Origin of the sequence: Micromonospora sp. DT62 (genome assembly GCF_049847285.1) — a bacterium.
Taxonomy (GTDB): Bacteria; Actinomycetota; Actinomycetes; order Mycobacteriales; family Micromonosporaceae; genus Micromonospora; species Micromonospora reichwaldensis.
On record NZ_JBNCOB010000024.1, the window covers coordinates 79,133 to 97,529 of the forward strand.

17 protein-coding genes are annotated in these 18,397 nt (G+C 74.6%); 8 read left to right on the forward strand and 9 right to left on the reverse strand.

Features of this window, described 5'->3' with window-relative positions; genetic code table 11:
• Window positions 1-119 precede the first annotated feature (119 nt).
• Window positions 120-1,523, reverse strand: a complete 1,404-nt coding sequence (locus ACPXCB_RS25765) for an MBL fold metallo-hydrolase (protein WP_425878196.1) — start codon at window positions 1,521-1,523, stop codon at window positions 120-122.
• A 136-nt stretch (window positions 1,524-1,659) separates the two neighbouring features.
• Complete coding sequence (locus ACPXCB_RS25770) at window positions 1,660-1,929, reverse strand: metal-sensitive transcriptional regulator (protein ID WP_089000744.1); 270 nt, start codon at window positions 1,927-1,929, stop codon at window positions 1,660-1,662.
• 212 nt (window positions 1,930-2,141) lie between these two features.
• On the opposite strand from ACPXCB_RS25770, the gene eccB reads away from it, so the two are divergent.
• Window positions 2,142-3,527 (forward strand): type VII secretion protein EccB, encoded by a 1,386-nt coding sequence (gene eccB / locus ACPXCB_RS25775; RefSeq protein ID WP_425878197.1) that lies wholly within the window; start codon window positions 2,142-2,144, stop codon window positions 3,525-3,527.
• Between the two features lie 126 nt (window positions 3,528-3,653).
• Here the strand turns inward: eccB and ACPXCB_RS25780 are convergent, their stop codons facing one another.
• From ACPXCB_RS25780 to ACPXCB_RS25800, 5 genes are all read right to left on the reverse strand, one after another.
• Window positions 3,654-4,259: a class I SAM-dependent methyltransferase gene (locus tag ACPXCB_RS25780; RefSeq protein WP_425878199.1), complete on the reverse strand. Its 606-nt coding sequence runs from the start codon at window positions 4,257-4,259 to the stop codon at window positions 3,654-3,656.
• Between the two features lie 121 nt (window positions 4,260-4,380).
• Window positions 4,381-4,977, reverse strand: a complete 597-nt coding sequence (locus tag ACPXCB_RS25785; RefSeq protein WP_425878201.1) for a GNAT family N-acetyltransferase — start codon at window positions 4,975-4,977, stop codon at window positions 4,381-4,383.
• Window positions 4,978-5,027: 50 nt separating this feature from the next.
• Window positions 5,028-5,894: a carbohydrate ABC transporter permease gene (locus ACPXCB_RS25790; protein ID WP_425878203.1), complete on the reverse strand. Its 867-nt coding sequence runs from the start codon at window positions 5,892-5,894 to the stop codon at window positions 5,028-5,030.
• On the reverse strand, window positions 5,894-6,856 hold the full coding sequence (locus ACPXCB_RS25795; protein ID WP_151454691.1) for a carbohydrate ABC transporter permease: 963 nt from the start codon (window positions 6,854-6,856) through the stop codon (window positions 5,894-5,896). Before ACPXCB_RS25795 ends, ACPXCB_RS25790 begins: the two co-directional genes overlap by 1 nt.
• The gene (locus ACPXCB_RS25800; RefSeq protein WP_425878205.1) at window positions 6,853-8,247 is read right to left on the reverse strand and encodes an ABC transporter substrate-binding protein; all 1,395 of its coding nucleotides are present in this window, start codon (window positions 8,245-8,247) and stop codon (window positions 6,853-6,855) included. The genes ACPXCB_RS25795 and ACPXCB_RS25800 overlap by 4 nt, the downstream gene beginning before the upstream one ends.
• Window positions 8,248-8,363: 116 nt before the next feature.
• Here ACPXCB_RS25800 and ACPXCB_RS25805 point away from each other — a divergent pair, with 116 nt between their 5' ends.
• The 6 genes from ACPXCB_RS25805 (at window position 8,364) to ACPXCB_RS25830 (ending at window position 14,175) form a co-directional block, all read left to right on the forward strand.
• Window positions 8,364-9,404 (forward strand): zinc-binding dehydrogenase, encoded by a 1,041-nt coding sequence (locus ACPXCB_RS25805; protein ID WP_425878206.1) that lies wholly within the window; start codon window positions 8,364-8,366, stop codon window positions 9,402-9,404.
• Entirely contained in the window at window positions 9,401-10,219 is an 819-nt protein-coding gene (locus ACPXCB_RS25810) for a sugar phosphate isomerase/epimerase family protein (RefSeq protein ID WP_425878208.1), read from the forward strand. Before ACPXCB_RS25805 ends, ACPXCB_RS25810 begins: the two co-directional genes overlap by 4 nt.
• The gene (locus ACPXCB_RS25815; protein ID WP_425878210.1) at window positions 10,216-11,577 is read left to right on the forward strand and encodes an MGH1-like glycoside hydrolase domain-containing protein; all 1,362 of its coding nucleotides are present in this window, start codon (window positions 10,216-10,218) and stop codon (window positions 11,575-11,577) included. The genes ACPXCB_RS25810 and ACPXCB_RS25815 overlap by 4 nt, the downstream gene beginning before the upstream one ends.
• A gap of 142 nt (window positions 11,578-11,719) precedes the next feature.
• Entirely contained in the window at window positions 11,720-12,109 is a 390-nt protein-coding gene (locus tag ACPXCB_RS25820; RefSeq protein WP_425878211.1) for a DUF2267 domain-containing protein, read from the forward strand.
• A gap of 269 nt (window positions 12,110-12,378) precedes the next feature.
• Window positions 12,379-13,137, forward strand: a complete 759-nt coding sequence (locus ACPXCB_RS25825) for a thioesterase II family protein (RefSeq protein ID WP_425878213.1) — start codon at window positions 12,379-12,381, stop codon at window positions 13,135-13,137.
• Between the two features lie 84 nt (window positions 13,138-13,221).
• A complete protein-coding gene (locus ACPXCB_RS25830) occupies window positions 13,222-14,175 on the forward strand; it encodes a TauD/TfdA family dioxygenase (RefSeq protein ID WP_425878214.1) in 954 nt (317 codons plus the stop codon).
• Window positions 14,176-14,178: 3 nt separating this feature from the next.
• On the opposite strand, the gene ACPXCB_RS25835 is transcribed toward ACPXCB_RS25830, so the two are convergent.
• Together ACPXCB_RS25835 and ACPXCB_RS25840 are read right to left on the reverse strand one after the other, a co-directional pair.
• Window positions 14,179-15,435 (reverse strand): hypothetical protein, encoded by a 1,257-nt coding sequence (locus ACPXCB_RS25835; RefSeq protein WP_425878215.1) that lies wholly within the window; start codon window positions 15,433-15,435, stop codon window positions 14,179-14,181.
• A gap of 31 nt (window positions 15,436-15,466) precedes the next feature.
• Window positions 15,467-16,057, reverse strand: coding sequence for a D-alanyl-D-alanine carboxypeptidase family protein (locus ACPXCB_RS25840; protein ID WP_425878217.1), 591 nt, complete (start codon window positions 16,055-16,057; stop codon window positions 15,467-15,469).
• Window positions 16,058-16,628: 571 nt separating this feature from the next.
• Between ACPXCB_RS25840 and ACPXCB_RS25845 the strand changes: the two genes are divergently transcribed.
• A complete protein-coding gene (locus ACPXCB_RS25845; protein WP_425878219.1) occupies window positions 16,629-18,266 on the forward strand; it encodes a BCCT family transporter in 1,638 nt (545 codons plus the stop codon).
• The last annotated feature ends 131 nt before the right edge of the window (window positions 18,267-18,397 follow it).

Here is an 18,397-nt window from a genome sequence, read left to right on the forward strand (position 1 = left end):
ATCGCCCGTGGAAGGGCAGGGTGAACCGGCCCGGCGCCGCTCGGCGGCGGGCGCACAGGGCCGTGCGGACGACCGGTGGCGGCCCGGCGCGTACGCAGGGGTCGGCGGTGCGGGGTCGGTCAGGCGTCGCCGGGGCTCATGGCGACCCCGGCGGCTTCGGCCCGGCCGAACTTGTCGTCGATCACGACGACCTCGCGGCCCGCGTTGGCCAGCAGCGAGGCGGCGGCGGTGGCCCGGTAGCCGGAGCCGCAGTGCACCCAGACGGTGCCGGCGGGCAGCTCGGCGAGGCGCCCGGGCAGGTCGGGCAGGGGTACGTGCACGGCGCCCTCGACGTGACCCGCGGTCCACTCGTTGGTCATCCGGACGTCGAGCACCACGTCCGGGGCGGGCAGCCCCGCCGGGGTGTCGCCGGCCCGGGCGGCGGCCAGCGCGGGGAAGTCGGCCATCCGCAGCTCGCGGAGCTGTCCCGGCCCGGTGGACCACCGGTCGGGGTCGCCGGTGGCCTGGGCGGCCGGCCGGTCGATGCCGATGCGCACCAGTTCGCGCTGGGCGTCGGCGACCTGTTCCTCGGTCTCCGCCAGCAGGGTGAGCGGTGCGCCCCAGTCGATGAGCCAGCCGAGCCAGGTCGACATCGGGCCGTCGAGTCCGAGGGCGACCGTGCCCGCCAGGTGCGACGTGGCGTACGCCTTGCGGTGGCGCAGGTCGACGACCCACTGGCCGGCGGCGATCCGCTCCCGCAGCGCGGCGGCGTCGGCCCGGGCGACCGGGGTGAGGTCCACCGGCGCCGGGCCGGCGAGGTTCGCCACCCCCATGTGGGCGTAGTACGCAGGGTAGGCGTCGAGCCCGGCGAGGGTCTCGGTGACGAACTCGTCGGCGGCGAGTCGCAGCACGGGGTTCGCCCGCCTCTCCCGGCCGATCGTCGACTCGGGCGCGTCGGCCTGGCTGGCGGAGCAGAAGCTGCCGAAGCCGTGGGTCGGCCACACCTCGGCGCCGTCGGGCAGCAGGTCGGCCAGGCGCCGGGCCGAGGCGTGCTGGTGGTGGGCGAGTTCGTGGGCGTGCTCCCCGCCGAGCAGGTCGGTGCGCCCGGTGGTGCCGAAGAGCAGCGAGCCGCCGGTGAAGACGCCGACCGGGCGCCAGCCGGAGTCGTCGGCCTCCTCGAGCACGTACGACAGGTGGTGGAACGTGTGTCCCGGCGTGGCGAGCACCCGCAGCCGCAGCGCGCCGGAGACGGGCACGGTGTCGCCGTCGGCGACCGGCGTCCGGTCGAAGTCGACCTCGTCGTCCGCGGCGACGAAATAGCGGGCCCCGGTCAGCCGGGCCAGCTCCAGGCCGCCGGAGACGTAGTCGTTGTGGATGTGGGTCTCCACCACGTGGGTGACGCGTACGCCCTTCTCGCCCGCGAGGTACAGGATCCGGTCGATGTCGCGCTGCGGGTCGACCACGATCGCCACCGTGCCGTCGGAGGCCAGGTAGCTGCGGTCGCCGAGCGAGGACGTCGCGATGACGGACACCTCAACTGCCATTGCCGTGCTCCTTGTGGGATCAGATACCCCGGGGGGTATGCGGCGGACACACGTCGGGGGTGGTGACGTGTGCAATCTGTCTACCCGCACACGTCGCTGTCACGCAACGTGTGCGGTGCGTTTCTTCCGGTGGTGGTCAGGCGAGGGCGAGGAAGAGCTTCTCCAGCTCCTCCTCGGTCATCTCCGGGGAGTCGCCCCGCTCGCGGGCGGCGGTGCAGTGCCGCATGCCGGAGGCGATGATCTTGAAGCCGGCCCGGTCGATCGCCTTCGACACCGCCGCGAGCTGGGTCAGCGCCTCGCGGCAGTCCTGGCCGGTCTCCATCATCTCGATGACCGCGTTGAGCTGACCCCGGGCCCGCTTCAGGCGGGTCAGGGCCTCGCTCGTCATCTCGGGTCGCAGCTTCACCACGCGCCTCCTCGCTCTCTCCCGGCATACCCCGGGGGGTACCCGTACGTGCCCATGCTATCCCCTCAGGCGAGAGGCGTCCGCGTCCGCGCGGTGATCCTGGTCGCTCCGGCGGGGCCCGGCACCGGGAATCCCGGTGCCGCGACGCAGGGGCCTCGGGGCATCGACGCAACGCTTATCCTGTGCCCCGACCGCCCATCGGAAGGGATGCGATGCCGTCGCGGCAGGACCAGCTGCACTCGTACCAGTTCACCGTCCAGCGGGCCGTCGCCGCCCTGGTGATGCGGGAGACCGACCCGGCGCAGTCGCCGTTCCGGCGGCTCGCGGGCGCCGGCCTGGCCAGCGTGCTGGTCGCGGCCATCGGCCTGGGCGGCTTCGCCCTCTACGGCCTCTTCACCGGGGGCGGCAGCACGTGGCGCGACCCGGGCGCGGTGATCGTGGAGAAGGAGTCCGGGGCCCGGTTCGTCTACCGGGAGGAGAAGCTGCACCCGGTGCTCAACTACGCCTCGGCCCTGCTGATCATCGGTGCCGAGCGGCCGAAGACGGTGCTCGTCTCCCGTCGCGCCATCGACGGGGTGCCGCGCGGGCTGCCGCTGGGCATCGCCGACGCCCCCGACTCGCTGCCCGCCAGGGACCGGCTCTCCACCGCGCCGTGGACGGTCTGCTCCGCCGCCGGCGAGGCCGACCGGACGACGCCCCGCTCGGCGCTGCTGATCGGCGTGACCGCCGGTGGCGGCCGGGCCCTCGGCGAGGACGCGCTGCTGCTGCGCCACCCCGACGGCGGGCTGCACCTCGTCTGGCACCAGCGCCGCTACCTGGTGCGCGACACCAACCGGGTGCTGGCCGCCCTGGCGGCCACCCGGGCCCGGGCGGTCCCGGCGGCCCCGGCCCTGCTCAACAGCCTGCCCGCCGGCGCCGACCTCGCCCCGCTCGCCCTGCCGGCCGAGGGGGAGCGCTCCGCGCGGGTGTCCGGGGCGCGGATCGGCGACGTCTACCTGGTGCGCAACTCCGGCGGTGGCCGGCAGTACGCCGTCGCGCTGCGGGACGGCCTGGCCGGCATCACCGAGTTGCAGGCCGGCCTGCTGCTGGCCCGCACCGGCCAGGGCGAGCCGGAGCCGATCACGCTCGGGCGGTTCGCGGCGCTGCCCAAGCTGCCCGACCTGGCCCCGACGGGGCCCACGGCCCCGCCGACCGGGCCGCCCCGGCTGGCCGCCTCCGACGGGGCGGGGCTCTGCGCCCGGGTGGGCGACGACGGCGGCGTCACGGAGGTCCGGCTCGGCGTACGGCTGCCCGACCTCGCCGCCGCGCCGCGCACCGTCCCGGCGGCCGGGGGTGGGGTGCGCGCCGACCACGTCGTGGTGGAGCCGGGCCGTGGCGCGGTGGTCGAGGCGGTCGCGGCGCCCGGTGCGACCGGCGGCGCGGTCTCCGTGGTCACCGACCTGGGCCGACGCTACGTCCTCGCCGGCGGCGAGGTGCTGGGCACGCTCGGCTACCGCGACGTGCGGCCGGTGCGGCTGCCGGCCAGCCTGGTCGCCCTGGTGCCCGCCGGCGCCACGCTCGACCCGGCCGCCGCGCGGGTCGTCGCCGCCCCCGCCTGAGCGCGCCACCGGCCGGGCCGGTGCCGTGCCTCCGCCGGAGTCGCGCCGCCGACCGGGCCGGTGCCGTTGCCGGAGCCCCGCCGCGACCTTCGATGGCCACGGCGAGGGCGAACCGGTCGGGCGGGCTCAGGCGGCGGGGCGGCGCAGCACGGTGACGGCGAAGTCGGCGTCGTCGCGCCACGGGCGCAGGTCCCAGGTGGCGAAGCGGTGCTCCAGCCGCAGGCCGGCGGCCACCGCGTCGGCGTCGAACCCGGTCAGCGGGTAGCCCCGGTCGGTGCCGAAGCCGACCGCCAGTACGCCGTCGGGGCGCAGGTGGGCGGCGACGCGGCGCAGCACCTCCCGCTCGGTGTCGGGGGCGACGAAGGCCAGCACGTTCCCGGCCACGACCGCCGCGTCGAACGGCTCCGGCTCGCCGGCCGCCGCCAGGTCCAGCTCGGCCAGGTCGGCGACGAGCCAGCGCGGGCCCGGGTGGTCGGTGCGGGCGGCCTCCACCAGCGCCGGGTCGGCGTCCACCCCGATCACCGTGTGGCCCCGGGCGGCCAGCGCCGCGCCCACCCGGCCGGTGCCGCAGCCGGCGTCGAGGATCCGGGACCCGGGTGCGACCAGCGCGTCCAGCAGGCGGGCCTCGCCGGCCAGGTCGGCCCCTTCGGCGGCCAGCCGGCGGAACCGGTCGATGTACCACTGCGAGTGCTCCGGACCGGTCTCGGTCTGCCAACGGGTCGGGTTTGCCATGCCGCCACCGTAGCCGGGTCCCCGGTGCTCCCCGGGGGGCGGGGCGGACGGGCGTTGCCCCGGGGGTGGGGCGGGCGGGCAATGCCCTGCCGGTGCCGTGGGCCGGGGAAGCCGTGGCTGCTCAGGCCGGCGGGACGTCGCCGCCCGGGCCTCCCGCCGACGAGCCGGCAGCGCCGGCCGACGGATCGACAACCCAGTGGTTGGTGCGGAAGAGGCGTCCGGCGAACTCCGTCTGCTCCTCGCCAACGAGGGCGAAGCCGGCCGATCGGCAGATGGCGTTCGACGCGGCGTTGGTCGTGGCGGGGAAGGCGTGGATGAGGCCCCACCGGCCGTCGGCCCGGGCCAGGGCGAGCACCGCGCGGACGGCTCTGCCCGCCAGGCCCCTGCCCTGGAACTCCGGCACGACCATCCAGCCGATCTCGGAGACGCCCCCGTGCGAGTACACCGTCACCGTCCCCGCCACCTGCGCGGAGTCGCCAGGGACGATCATCTTGATCCAGGCGCTACCGTCCCGGACGGTCTCGAGGTCACGCCGGAGCTGGGTGGGTACGCGCTCACGCGGCTGCGGGCCGCCCAGCTCCGCCATCACGGCCGGATCGCAGCGCATCCGCACGTACGCGTCGAGGTCGCCCGGCTCCACGTCGCGCAGCCGCATCCCGACCTCGGGCGGGGCAGCCGTGGGCGGGTCGTCGGGGACCGCGCCGGGGGAGGCATCCACCCGGCACATCCTCGGTCAGCGCCCACCGCGCGGCAACCCCGCCCGCCGCCTCAGCCCTTCTCCGCGCCGCTGGTGAGCCCCTCGGTGAGCAGGCGCTCGCTGGCGAAGAAGAGGATCACGATGGGCAGGGTGAGGATCACCGAGCCGGCCATCAGCACCGTCTTGGGCACCTCGACGCCGTCCGCGAGCTGCGCCAACCCCAGCGACACCGTCCACCGGTGCGGCTTGTCGACCAGGAACAGCAGGGCGAACAGGAACTCGTTCCAGGCGATCATGAAGTCGTACAGGGCGACGGCCATGATGGACGGCGCCGCGAGGGGGAGGCTGACCCGGCGGATGATGCCGAGCCGCCCGGCGCCGTCGATCGCGGCCGACTCCTCCAGGCTGACCGGGATCGTCTCGAAGTAGTTGCGCAGCATGTAGACCGAGACCGGCAGGGTCTGCGAGATGTAGACCAGCACCAGGCCGAGCAGCGAGCCGCGCAGCCCGGCCCGGGTGAAGACCACGAAGAGCGGGATGGCGATGACGATCGACGGGAACAGGTAGACCGCCAGGAAGAGGAAGTCGACCTGCCGCCGGCCGAAGAACCGCAGCCGGGCGACCGCGTACGCGCCGGGGATCGCCACGGCCAGCGTCAGCAGCGTCGCCGCGACGGCGACCAGGCCGCTGTTGCGCATGAAGGTCAGGAAACCCTGGCCGCCGTCGTCGACGGCCCTGACCACCTCGGCGTACGTGTCGAAGGTCAGCTCGCCCAGCCCCACCACCAGCGAGCCGGGGTCGAGCAGCAGTCGCTCGATGGGGCGCACCGAGAGCACCAGCATGTAGTAGAAGGGAAAGACGGTGACCAGCAGGAACGCGGCGATCACCAGCCGGCGCAGCCAGCGCAGGCCCACCGTCTCGATCCGGTCCCGGTCCATCAGCCGTCCCTCCGTCCGCCGAAGAAGCGCAGGTACACCACCACGAACACGATGAGCACCACGGCGAGCACGACCGCCTGCGCCGCCGCCGCGCCGATGTCCGTACGCGCGGTCAGGAACTCGTAGACCCGGACGCTGACCACCTCGGTGCCGGCGGCCCCGCCGGTGAGCAGGTAGACGTCGTCGAACTTGTTGAACGTCATGATGAAGCGCAGCACCCCCAGCAGGCCGATCACCGGCAGCAGCTGCGGCAGCAGGATGTGCCGGAACCGCTGGGTGGGCGTGGCCCCGTCGACCCGGGCCGCCTCCTCCAGTTCCCCCGGCACCGCCTGGAGCCGGGCGAGCAGGAACAGGAACGCGAAGGGGAAGTAGCGCCACGCCTCGAAGGCGACGACGGTGGCCAGGGCGGTCGACTCCTGGGACAGGAACGGCACCGGGGTGTCCCAGCCGAGGAACCGCCGGCCCCAGTCGTTGACGATGCCGAGCTGCGGGTCGAGCATCACCTGCCAGACGAAGGTGACCGCGACGACCGGCGCCACGTACGGCAGCAGCATCGACGCGCGTACCAGGGTGCGACCCCGGAACGGCCGGCGTACGACCAGCGCCGCCACCAGCCCGAGCACGATCGAGCCGGCGGTGCTGGCCACGGCGTAGACCAGCGTGGTCCACAGCGTGTCGGCGAAGCCGGGGGTGTTCAGCACCCGCTCGACGTTGTCCATCGTGAACTCGCCGAACAGCCCGGTACGCCGCAGCGTCGCCAGGCGTACCCGCTGGAAGGCCAGCACGACGGTCCAGACGATGGGGATGCCGATCACGGCGACCACGACGAGCAGGGTCGGGGCGACCAGCGCGAGCCCGGCGCGGGACTCGCGGCGGCGCAGGGTCAGTGGTCTGCGGCGGCGGGCCGGGGCCGGCCGCTCCCGGGCGGGGGAGCGGCCGGTGTCCGGTGGGGCGGTGGTCAATTGACGCCCGCCTTGATCGCCTCCACGTCCTTCTTCGCCCGTCCGGCGGCCGCGGCGGCGTCGGTCTTGCCGGCGACCACGTCGTTCAGGGCCTTGGGCACCGGCAGCTCGCCGAGGATCGCGCCGACGAGCTTGCCCTGGCCCTGGGTGAGGCCCCACCGCTGGAAGGTGTCGGGGCTGCGGCGCAGGGCCGCGAGCACCTCGTCGCCGTAGACCTCGGCGAGCGGCTTCCTGGTGTCGACGCCGGCCTGGCTGGTGTTCCAGGCGGTGAGGAACTTCTCCGGCTCCTGCGCGGTGCCCTTGCGGACGGGGAAGCGCCCCTCGGGGGACATGCCGAACCAGCGCGGGTAGCCGTCGCCGAGCATGTGCTCCACGAAGGACCTCGCCGGGTCGGCGGCGGCGCCGTCGAGCACGGCCCAGGAGCTGATCTCGCCGTACTGGGCGGGTTCGGCGCCGTTCGGGCCCTTGATCGCGGTGACGAAGCCGCTGTTCTTCGCGAGGAACGCCGGGTCGGCCTGGCACTGCGGGCAGGTCGGCCTGGCGTCGTCGCGCAGGCCGGCCAGCTCGTCGAGGATGAACGGCGACCAGACCAGCATGGCCGCCTTGCCGGCGAAGTAGGTGGCCCGGGTGGTGTCGACGTCCTGCGCGCCCCTGACCGAGCTGGTGCGCATCAGGTCGCCGTAGAACCGGAACGCCTCGACGCACTCCGGGGAGTCCAGTTTCACGGCCCCGGAGTCGTCGGTGAGCTGGCAGTTGTTGGCCAGCGCGAGGTGTTCGAAGGTCTGCTGGGTGAACACGTCGCCGGGGGCGGTGGCGGCGGTGACGCCCGCGACGCCGCCGGCGTGGAGCCTCGTCGCGGCGGCGGCGATCCTCTCGTACGTGTCGGGGGCGGGCAGCCCGGCGGCGGCGAACAGGTCCTTGCGGTAGACGAGCAGCTGGCCCCAGCCGTCGCTGGGCACGGCGAGCTGCCTGCCGTCGTCCGCGGTCAGCTCCAGGGCCCGCGGCGAGAAGGTCTGCCGGCCGAGCTTCTCGACGACCTCCGCGTTCGCCGAGGAGTGCAGCAGTTCGTTGCCGGCGAGGGTGCGCACGCCGGCGAGCGACACCGAACCGACCACGTCGGGCAGTTCCCCGGCGGCGGCGCTGGTGGCGATCAGGGCGGGGAACTGGTCCTCGTTGACGGTGACCAGGTCGACGGCGATCCCGGTGCTGGCGGTGAAGTCCGCGATGATCGCCTTGGTGGCGGTGACCCGGTCGGCCACGTCCTCCAGGCTCCACACGGTGATCTTCCTGCTGTTGCTGTCGGATTGTTCGTCGCCGCAGCCCAGCAGGCTGGCCCCGGTGACTGCCATGATCAGGGTGGCGGCGAGGATCCGCATCGGAGGTGCTGACATCGGTGGCACTCCTCTCGAAGGGTATACAAGGGATTCAACCCCTTCGATTGATCAATTACAAGACATATGCCGATTTATTGCCTACGATGGAGCCCAGTGCTACCGGGATGTGACTCATGGTCAACTGGGTTGTCTCACTCGCCGGGCCCCGACGGATCAGCCTCGAGCCCTGCCCCCCGGACCCGCTCGGCCCCGGCCGGGTCCGCGTCCGCACCTGCTACTCCGGCATCTCGGCCGGCACGGAACTCACCCTCTACCGGGGCAGCAACCCCCGGCTGAGCAAGGACTGGGACGACGTCAGCCGGATGTTCGTGCCCCGGCAGACCGCCGTGCCGTACCCGCTGGTGGGCTTCGGCTACGAGGAGGTCGGCGAGATCGTCGAGGTCGCGCCCGACGTGGCCGACCGCCGGGCCGGGCAGGTCGTCTGGGGCATCTGGGGGCACCGCGCCGAGGCCGTCGTGCCCGCCGACACGGTGCATCCGCTGCCCGCCGGGCTGGACCCCCTCGCGGCGGTCTTCGCCCGCCCGGGGGCGATCGCCCTCACCGCCGTGCTCGCCGGCGACCTGCACCTGGGCGACTGGGTCGCGGTCTTCGGCCAAGGCGTCATCGGGCTGCTCGCCACCCGGCTCGCCGCCCTCTCCGGCGCACGCGTGGTCGCCGTCGACCGGGTGCCCACCCGGCTGGCGCACGCCGGCCGACTCGGCGCCCGGATCGTCGTCGACGCGGGCGCCGAGTCCGCCGCGGCCGTGCTGCGCCGCGCCACCGGCGGCCGGGGCGCGGACGTCTGCCTGGAACTGTCCGGGGCGTACCCGGCGCTGCACGAGGCGATCCGCTCCACCGCCCACGCCGGTCGCGTCGTGGCCGCCGGCTTCTACCAGGGACAGGCCGACGGGCTCGGCCTGGGTGAGGAGTTCCACCACAACCGGATCCAGCTGGTGGCGGCCCAGGTCTCCGGGTCGACCCCGGCGCCCGGCATGGCCGGCCGGTGGACCGGGGCCCGTGTCGCACACACCTTCATGGACCTGGTGGCCGAGGGCAGCGTCGACCCGCTGCCGCTCGTGAGCCACGTCGTCGACGCGAGCGCGGTGGCCGACGCGCTGGCGCTGCTCGACCGCGGTGACGCGGACGCCCTCCAAGTGGTGCTGAGGTTCCCATGACGATTCCCCTGGCCTGCCAGGAACAGCTCCTGCCGGGCACCGACCTGATCCAGAAGTACGCGCTCGCCACCGCGCTCGGCTACGACGCGATCGAGCTGCGCGGCTCCGGCGACCTCGGCCTCGCCCGCCGGCTGCCCGAGCTGCGCCGGGCCCGCGCCGCCGGGGTGGTCATGCCCACCGTCTGCGTGGAGATGGACCACTTCATCGGCGACTTCGACCCCGAGCGCTCCCGCGACGCCGTACGCAACCTGCGCTCCCAGCTCTCCGTGATCGCCGAGCTGGGCGGCGTCGGCGCGATGACCCCGGCCGCGTGGGGGATGTTCTCCCGGCGGCTGCCGCCGTTCGAGCCGCCCCGCTCACCCGCCGCCGACCGGCAGGTGCTCGTCGACGCCCTGGGCGAGCTGGGGGAGCACGCCCGCGCCGAGGGGGTCACCCTCTTCCTGGAACCGCTCAACCGGTACGAGGACCACATGGTCAACCGGCTCGCCGACGCGGTCGCCCTCTGCGCGGCTGTCGGGCTGCCCACGGTGCGGGTGGTGGCGGACACCTTCCACATGAACATCGAGGAGGACGACGTGCACCGGGCGCTGCGCGCCGCCGCCCCGTACCTCGGGCACGTGCAGGTCAGCGACTCCAACCGCTACCAGCCCGGCGCCGGGCACCTCGACTGGCCGGCGCTGCTCCGCACCCTGCTGGAGCTCGACTACCGGGGCTGGCTGGCACTGGAGTGCCGGCTGCGCGGCGACCCCGTACGCGCCCTGCACCAGGCCGCCGCCGTGCTGCGTCACGCCCAGCCCCGACAGGCGGCGGCGTGAGCACCGGGACCGCCGGCGGCCCGCACACCGCCGACGCCGGGGCCCGGGATGCCGGAGCCCTGCGCCGCCTCGCCGTCGCCACCCTCGACGCCAACTGGGAACACGACCACACGGTGCCCTCGCGCACCCTCTACCCGCACCAGTGGAGCTGGGACTCGGCGTTCATCGCCATCGGCTGGTCCCACGTCCGCCCCGAGCGCGCCTGGTGCGAGCTGGCCAGCCTGTTCCGCGCCCAGTGGGTCGACGGGCGGGTGCCGCACATCGTGTTCAACCCGGCCCTGCGCGTCGGCTCGTACTTCCCGGGCCCGGAGTTCTGGGAGTCGGGGCTCGCCGAGGGCGCCCCGGCGGCCGCCACCTCCGGGCTGATCCAGCCGCCCGTGCACGCGCCCGCCGCCTGGTTCGCGTACCGGCGGTGCCCCTCCGAGGCCGGGCGGGCGGCGCTGCGCCGGCTCTATCCCCGGCTGGTGGCCCAGCAGCGCTACCTCGCCACCCGCCGGGACGTCGGCGGGGGCGGGCTGGCCTGCATCGTCCACCCGTGGGAGTCCGGGCTGGACAACAGCCCCGCCTGGGACGCGCCGATGGCGGCGGTGCCCGCCGACGCGGCCGTCATGGGCGCGTACCGCCGGCACGACACCGCGCACGCCGACGCCGCGCACCGACCCACGGACCTCGACTACGCGCGCTACGTCGCGATCGTGGCGTCCTACCGCGAGCGCCGCTACCGCGACGACGACCTCGCCGGCCGGCACCCGTTCCTGGTGGAGTGCCCGCTGGTCAACGCCGCCATGGGCGCCGCCGAGCACGCCCTCGCCCGGATCGCGCCGCTGGTCGGCGCCGATGCCGGCCCGCACCGGGAGCGCGCCGCGCGGATCACCGAGGCCCTGGTGCGCCGGCTGTACGACCCGACGACGGGCACCTTCCACCCCCGGGACCTGCGCGCCGACCGCCTCGTGCCGGCCCGGACGGTGCTCGGCCTCGCCCCGCTGGTCCTACCCGACCTGCCCGCGCGGCAGGTGTCGGCGCTGGTCGCCGAGGCCTGCTCGCCGCGCTTCGGGCTGGCCGCCCGGATGGACCGGCCGCTGCCCAGCCACGACCGCACCGCGCCGGACTTCGAGCCGCTGCGCTACTGGCGCGGGCCGAGCTGGATGAACGTCAACTGGCTGGTGCGCCGGGGGCTGCTGCGCCACGGCCGCCCGGACCTGGCGGCCGGCCTGCGCGACTCGATGATCGAGCTGGTGGCCCGCTCCGGCTGCCACGAGTACTTCCACCCGGACACCGGGGCCGGGCTGGGCTCACCGGCGTTCGGCTGGACGGCCGCGCTGCTGCTCGACGTCCTCGCCGACGACCCGGCCGGCTGATCCCGGCCGGGTCGTCGTCCCCGGGCAGCCGGCGGGTACGACGTCCGTCGACGGCCCCGCACCTGGACCCGCCCGTCCGGCGGGGTCGTTTGCCGGTGTCGGGTGCGGGTAAGCGTGGGGCCGCTGACGACAGGAGGCTGCCGTGCGGTTCCCCCTCTTCGTCGACGCGGTGTCCCGCCGCGCCGGACTACCCACCGCCCAGGCCGCCACGATCGCCCGCGCCGTGTTGCAGACCATGGTGGAACGGATGAGCGGCGGTGCGGCCGGTTACCTCCCCGACGAACTCGACGGCTATCTCGTGGGGGCCGGTGCCGGCGACGGCCCGCCCGGCGCCCCCGGTCCGGCGGACTTCGTGCGTCGGGTGGGGGAGCGGGCCGGGACGGACGAGGCCACCGCCCGGGCGGGAACCGGTGCCGTCTTCGCCACCCTGCGGGAGGCGGTCACCGTCGACGAGTTCCGCGACATGGTGGCCCGGCTGCCCCGGGACTTCGACGGCATGACCCAACCGATACCCCGGCCGGACGACGCCTGACCGGCCACCCCGCCACCGCCCACGTACCGTCGCGGCGGCCCGCCCCGCGGATCCTCGCGGCGGGCATCGAGCCTTATGCTGCTTCCGACCCGAAGGTATAGGCAGATCATGAGGCCCCTCCTGGAGCATGGCGGTCGGCCCGATCGCGGTCGGCCCGCCGATGCCTCGGAGGGCGCCGCACCTCGGGTCGCTCCGGCGCGCCGGAGCGACCCACCACCCGTTCCGGCGCCAGCGGCACCGGAACGGCCCCTCTCGACGAAAGGCGCGCGGTGACCTGGTTCCTCTCCGCCGGCGGCTGGCACCCTGCGCCGGTCCAACTCTTCTGCCTGCCCTACGCGGGCGGGGGCGCGACCGTCTACCGGCGCTGGCAGGACGAGCTTGGCCCCGACGTCGAGGTGCTGCCGGTGCAACTGCCCGGCCGCGAGAACCGGATCAGCGAGAGCCCGGTGTTCAAGGTCGTCGACGTCGCGCACGCCATCGCCGAGCGGATCCGTGGCCCGTACGCCATCTACGGCCACTCGATGGGCGGCCGGGTCGCCTTCGAGGTCGTCCGCGAGCTGCGCCGCACCGGGCGTCCGCTGCCGCTGCGGCTCTACGTCGGCGGTGCCCGCGCCCCGCACGTCAGCGCGCCCAGCCACTTCGACGGGCTGTCCCGGGTGGACGACGACGAACTGCTGCGTCGCCTGGCGGCCGGCGGCGGACTGCCGGCCGGGCTGCTGGACTACCCGGAGCTGGTCGAGCTGCTGCTGCCCCTGCTGCGCGCCGACCTCGCCCGGGTGGACGACTACCGCTACACCCCTGAGGAGCCGCTGCCGATGCCGATCGTGGCGTTCAGCGGGCGCGGCGACGACACCGTCCAGCGGGAGCACAGCGCCGGCTGGCGGGAGCACACCGCCGCCGGCTTCACCCTGCACGAGATCGACGGTGGGCACTTCTTCCTCAACGAGCGGCTGCCCGACCTGCTCGCCGTGATCCGGGCGGACCTCACCGCCGCCCGTACCGACGCGGCCACCCGCCACCAGGGGTGAGCCGCCCGCCACGGCCGCCGTCCGGGCCGCCATCCCGCTGTTCCGCGGCCGCCCGCGACGGCGGGCGACGACAGGAGCGAGAGCATGAGTGACCGGATCGCCACGCTGCCGATCGTCGTCGAGAACGACGGCCGTGAGCTGACCGAGCTGATCGCCGCCCGCCGCGCGGAGCTGCGGGCGGGCCTGGTCGAGCACGGCGGGCTGCTGTTCCGCGGGTTCGACGTCGGCGGCGTCGAGGGCTTCGACCGGGCGGTACGGGCGCTCTCCGGCGAGCCGCTGGTCTACACCGAGCGGTCGTCACCCCGGCACGCCATCGCCGGCCGGGTCTACACCTCGACCGACTACCCGCCGGACGAGGAGATCTTCCTGCACAACGAGAACTCGTACCAGGCCCGCTGGCCGTTGACGTTGTTCTTCTACTGCCTGACCCCGCCGCAGACGCGGGGCGCCACCCCACTGGCCGACGTCCGCCGGGTGTACGCCGAGATCGATCCGGCGGTACGCGAGGAGTTCGTCCGCCGCCGCTGGATGCTGGTGCGCAACTTCCACGGTGACTTCGGCACCCCGTGGCAGCACGTCTTAGGCACCGACGACCGCGCCGAGGTCGAGGCGTACGCGGCGGCGAACCGGATCGCGCTGGAGTGGCGGGGCGCCGACGGGCTGCGTACCCGCGCGGTGCGCGACGTCGTGCACCACCGGCCCGGCTCGGACACCCCGCGCTGGTTCAACCACGCCACGTTCTTCCACGTGAGCACCCTCGCCAAGGACCTCCAGGAGGGGCTGCTGGCCATGTTCGGCACCGACGGGCTGCCGGCCAACACCTACTACGGCGACGGCGGCGAGATACCCGCCGACGTCATGGACCACCTGCGGGCCGCGTACCGGGCGGCCAGCGTCCGCTTCGACTATCGGCGCGACGACGTGCTGGTCGTGGACAACATGACCGCCGCGCACGGCCGGGAGCCGTTCACCGGCCCTCGCAAGATCGCCGTCGCGATGGCCGAGCCGCACGACCCCGTGGCGGCCAACGGCAGGTGACGCCTACCGGTCGGCGACGTCGGTCTCCGGCAGCTCCTCCGGGTTCGCGACCCAGGCGGAGAAGACCGGCAGGCCGTGCCACGGGCCGGTCGTGCCACCGGCCCGGCTGTCGGTGGCGACCGCGACCACGGCGTACGGGTGGCCGAAGCGCAACTCGGCCACCCGGGCCACCCCCTCCGGCGGCAGGCTGACCGCCGAGGCGAAGCCGGTGACGGCCGCCGCCTCGAAGCCGTACCGGCCGTAGCTTGCCGTCGCCGCCTGGGCCGCCTCGAACTCGAGCCCCGGCGAGTCCAGCAACTCGCCGAACACCCCGGCGACGGCGGGGAAGCCCAGCCCGGGGGCGGTCAGCTCGTGCCGGCTGCGGGCCGACCAGCAGGGCAGCACCGCCGTCACCCGCTCCTCCCGGCCGTCCGGCGCGTACGTGTGGGTCGGCTCCTCGCGCAGCGTCCAGAGCGGGCCCTCACCCAGCGGCACGTCGAACAGGGAACGCCGCTGTGCGGGCAGCTCATGCTCCGGCGTGTCGGCGACGGCCGTCGCCAGCTCCTGGGCCGCCGCGAGGACGTCCCCGGCCGGCACGTCGGGTGCCGCGACGACGGAGACCACCAGCAGCCCGGCCCCGCCGCCGTCGGCCCGCGCCGGCTGGGCGGGGGCGGCGTGCACGGCGACGGTGCCGGCCCGCGCGGTGTCGGCGATCCAGCAGCGGTGGCCGTACTCCGGGCTGCGCAGCACCCGGTGCAGCCCGCCGGCCCAGGCGCTGCCGGGCCCGAGCGCGCCGGCCGGCGCCACCTCGAACGGGGCCGCCCACGAGACCCGGGTGGCCAGGGCGCTTGCCAGCACCAGCAGCACCCGCGGCGAGACCTTCAGCGGGAACCCCTCGACGAGGCCGAGCGTGTGCTCGCGGGCCCACGCGTCGAGCTCCGCCTGGTCGGGCAGGGCCCCGGTCGCGGTCGACGCGGGCAGGGCGGCACGCCACCCGTCAAGCCCGTGCGTCCCGATGCCGGGCCGGTGCCAGAACGCGGTCGCCGAGGGCACCAGCGGGTGCGGCGCCGCCAGCAGGGCGCCGGCGGCCGTGGCGGCGGTCTCCACGTCGGTGCCGAGCACCTCCTCCAGCGCCGCGCGGGTCGGGCCGGTGGCGGCCGGTGCGGCGAGCGCCAGCAGCAGCCACGCGCCGAGCGGGGAGGCGACGTGGTGCCCGTCGCCGATCACGGCGTGCAGGCGGTCGGCGTAGCGGGCCAGGGGGGTACGGATGTCGGTGGTCACCGCTTCACTGTGCCCGCTCGGCGGGCCGCCGTCACCACCTGTCGGTCAGCCGCACCAGTCGCGACGGCCAGGCGGGGGCCACGGCCGGGGGCGTCGAGGCACCCGGGTGGGGCAGCCGCTCGGGACGGCGACCGGGTCGGTACTCGAAGTGCCACCACTCGTTGTCGTACACCCGATGCAGATGGTGGCGCGCGCCGTACGTCTCCAACCAGCGCGCGCCCTCGGCGGGCCGTACGTCGAGGGCCGTGCCCGCGACGTGCCGCGACTCGTGCGGCGGCAGTACCCGCAGCCGGGCCGCCTGCGGGGACCCGGCGCACCGGACCGCCTCGGCGAACAGGCGTGCCTGCTCCTCGGCGGTCCGGTGCCCGGACGTGAGCCCGATCAACTCACCGTCGCGCCACAGGGCCTGCGCCCGGGCGGCCTCGAAGGCCGCGCGCGTGGCGGGCGTCAGGCCGGTCAGGTCCTCGGCCGGAAATCGCGTCGCCAGTGCCCACTGGCAGGCCACGTGCTTCGCCCGGCCGCGCGCGACGACGAACGCCACCGGCAGGAGCACCACCGCGAGAGTCAGCGTGACGGCCTCGTACACGCGATCGCGGCGCCGGGCGGCCCGGGCCGCGCTCATGATGTTCGCCTGCCGGGCCAGGCGGACGACGACGGACCTGACCCGGGGCCCGGCCGGCGACTGCGGCCGAACGGGAGACCGTCGCCTCGTCGATGCCCCTGACCCGTGGCACTCCACGTCATCGACCGGAATCATGGAGTCAGACTTCCGCAACTGTCACGCTCGGGCCTGAGTACGGCTACTCAGCGTGCGGCCGCAGGTGCGCCAGTTCCTGCGCGGCCAGGCCCTCGCGCCGCACGGAGCGATCGCGGCCCCGACGCGGCTTGCGCCGGACGCGAACGTCCGCTACCCGTGCCGCCCCGCCGGTTTTGTCACCGGACTGTCATGAGACCGCAGGGTCGCCTCCAACATTGACGCCGAGAGTGATCGCCGGTCGTCGCCGACGTCCGTGGCCGCCGAGCCTCGGCGGACCCGTACGCCCGCCGGAACGACGTCGGCACCGGCGGCGACAACTTTCCGAGTTTCCGGGCCCCGGACGGGGCGCGGGACAACCCGACATGCGGGCCGACCGGTGCGCGCGGAGCCGGGAACACGGCCCGCGGGCCGGGCCGCCCACGGAGGTCCACAGACCATGACCGTGTCCGCGACAGGTCCGGCAACCGACGACAACACCCCGCCGGGCGACGCACCACCTGAGCCTGGCCGCCCCGCGCAGGGCATCGACCGGACGGTGCTGGGCGTCGCCGCCGCGGTGACCGTTCTCTTCGTCGCGTGGGGCATCGTCGCCACCGACAACCTCGCCTCGGTCACCGACACCGCGCTCGACTGGGTGGTCCGGTCGTTCGGCTGGGTCTTCGTGCTGGCCAGCACCGGCTTCGTGGTGCTGTCGATCTGGCTGGCGTTCAGCCGGTACGGCCGGATCAAGCTCGGCCGCGACGACGACGAGCCCGAGTTCTCCACCGTCTCCTGGGTGGCGATGATGTTCAGCGCCGGCATGGGCATCGGCCTGATGTTCTGGGGCGCCGCCGAGCCGCTGTCGCACCTGGCGACCCCGCCGCGTGGCCTCAACGAACCGAACTCCCCGCAGGCCGCGCGGGTGGCCATGGAGTACTCCTTCTTCCACTGGGCGCTGCACCCGTGGGCGATCTACGCCGTGGTGGGCCTCGCGCTGGCCTACTTCACCTTCCGCAAGGGTCGGCGCGGCCTGATCAGCAGCGCCTTCTTCCCGCTCATCGGGGAGCGCGCCAACCGGGGACCCGGCCGGGCCATCGACATCTTCGCGATCTTCGCGACGCTGTTCGGGTCGGCCGTCTCCCTCGGGCTGGGCGCCCTGCAGATCAACAGCGGCCTGACGAACCTCTGGGACGTGCCGAAGTCCACCCCACTGGCGATCGGCATCATCGCGGTGCTCACCGTGGCGTTCGTGGTCTCCGCCGTCACGGGCGTCAAGCGGGGCATCCAGTTCCTGTCGAACACCAACATGGTGCTCGCGGTGGCGCTGATGTTCTTCCTGCTCGTGGTGGGCCCGACGGTCTTCGTCCTCAACACGCTCACCGCGTCGACCGGCGGGTACCTCTACGACCTCATCCCGATGAGCTTCCGCACCGGCGCCTTCGGCGGCGAGCAGTGGATGGCGGGCTGGACCATCTTCTACTGGGCGTGGTGGATCTCCTGGACCCCGTTCGTCGGCGCCTTCATCGCCCGCATCTCCAAGGGCCGCACCATCCGCCAGTTCGTCCTCGGTGTGGTGGCCATCCCGAGCCTCGTCAGCTTCGTCTGGTTCTCGGTGTTCGGCGGTACCGCCGTCAACCTGCAACTCAACGGCACCGACCTGTCGGCCGCGGTGAAGGAGAGCCCGGAGGCGGCGCTCTTCGCGGTCCTGCGGGAGTTCCCGTTCTTCACCGTCACCGCGATCCTGGTCATGGTGCTGGTGGCGCTCTTCTTCGTCAGCGGCGCCGACGCCGCCTCGGTGGTGATGGGTACGCTCTCCTCGCGCGGCAGCCTGGAGCCGAAGGCCTGGCTCGTCTCAATGTGGGGCGTCCTGACCGGCCTGGTGGCCGCGGTGCTGCTGCTCGCCGGCGGACTGTCCGCCCTGCAGTCGCTGACCATCCTCGCCGCGCTGCCGTTCCTGTTCGTCATGGTCGGCATGGTCGTCGGCCTGCTCCGCGAGCTGCGGCGCGAGCCGCACAGCGCCACGATGGCCCCGGAACTGCGGGCCCTCGTGTCCGCCGGCGCGGCACCGGCCGCCACGAGGCCTGAGTCCTCCTGACCCCGGCGCGGGGGGGGGGGGGGGGGCCCGCCCCCCCCGGGGGGGGCCGGGGGGGGGCCCCCCCCCCCCCCCCGCCCGACCTCGGGACCTCACGCCCGGGACTTGTCCTGCTTCCAGGACAGCGGACCCGG

What these genes read in the sequence shown, in the direction of transcription:
- ACPXCB_RS25765 (WP_425878196.1), bottom strand. Translation starts at nt 1,523, where the DNA reads ATGGCAGTTGAGGTGTCCGTCATCGCGACGTCCTCGCTCGGCGACCGC.
- eccB (WP_425878197.1), top strand. Translation starts at nt 2,142, where the DNA reads ATGCCGTCGCGGCAGGACCAGCTGCACTCGTACCAGTTCACCGTCCAG.
- ACPXCB_RS25780 (WP_425878199.1), bottom strand. Translation starts at nt 4,259, where the DNA reads ATGGCAAACCCGACCCGTTGGCAGACCGAGACCGGTCCGGAGCACTCG.
- ACPXCB_RS25790 (WP_425878203.1), bottom strand. Translation starts at nt 5,894, where the DNA reads ATGGACCGGGACCGGATCGAGACGGTGGGCCTGCGCTGGCTGCGCCGG.
- ACPXCB_RS25800 (WP_425878205.1), bottom strand. Translation starts at nt 8,247, where the DNA reads ATGTCAGCACCTCCGATGCGGATCCTCGCCGCCACCCTGATCATGGCA.
- ACPXCB_RS25805 (WP_425878206.1), top strand. Translation starts at nt 8,364, where the DNA reads ATGGTCAACTGGGTTGTCTCACTCGCCGGGCCCCGACGGATCAGCCTC.
- ACPXCB_RS25810 (WP_425878208.1), top strand. Translation starts at nt 9,401, where the DNA reads ATGACGATTCCCCTGGCCTGCCAGGAACAGCTCCTGCCGGGCACCGAC.
- ACPXCB_RS25830 (WP_425878214.1), top strand. Translation starts at nt 13,222, where the DNA reads ATGAGTGACCGGATCGCCACGCTGCCGATCGTCGTCGAGAACGACGGC.
- ACPXCB_RS25840 (WP_425878217.1), bottom strand. Translation starts at nt 16,057, where the DNA reads ATGAGCGCGGCCCGGGCCGCCCGGCGCCGCGATCGCGTGTACGAGGCC.
- ACPXCB_RS25845 (WP_425878219.1), top strand. Translation starts at nt 16,629, where the DNA reads ATGACCGTGTCCGCGACAGGTCCGGCAACCGACGACAACACCCCGCCG.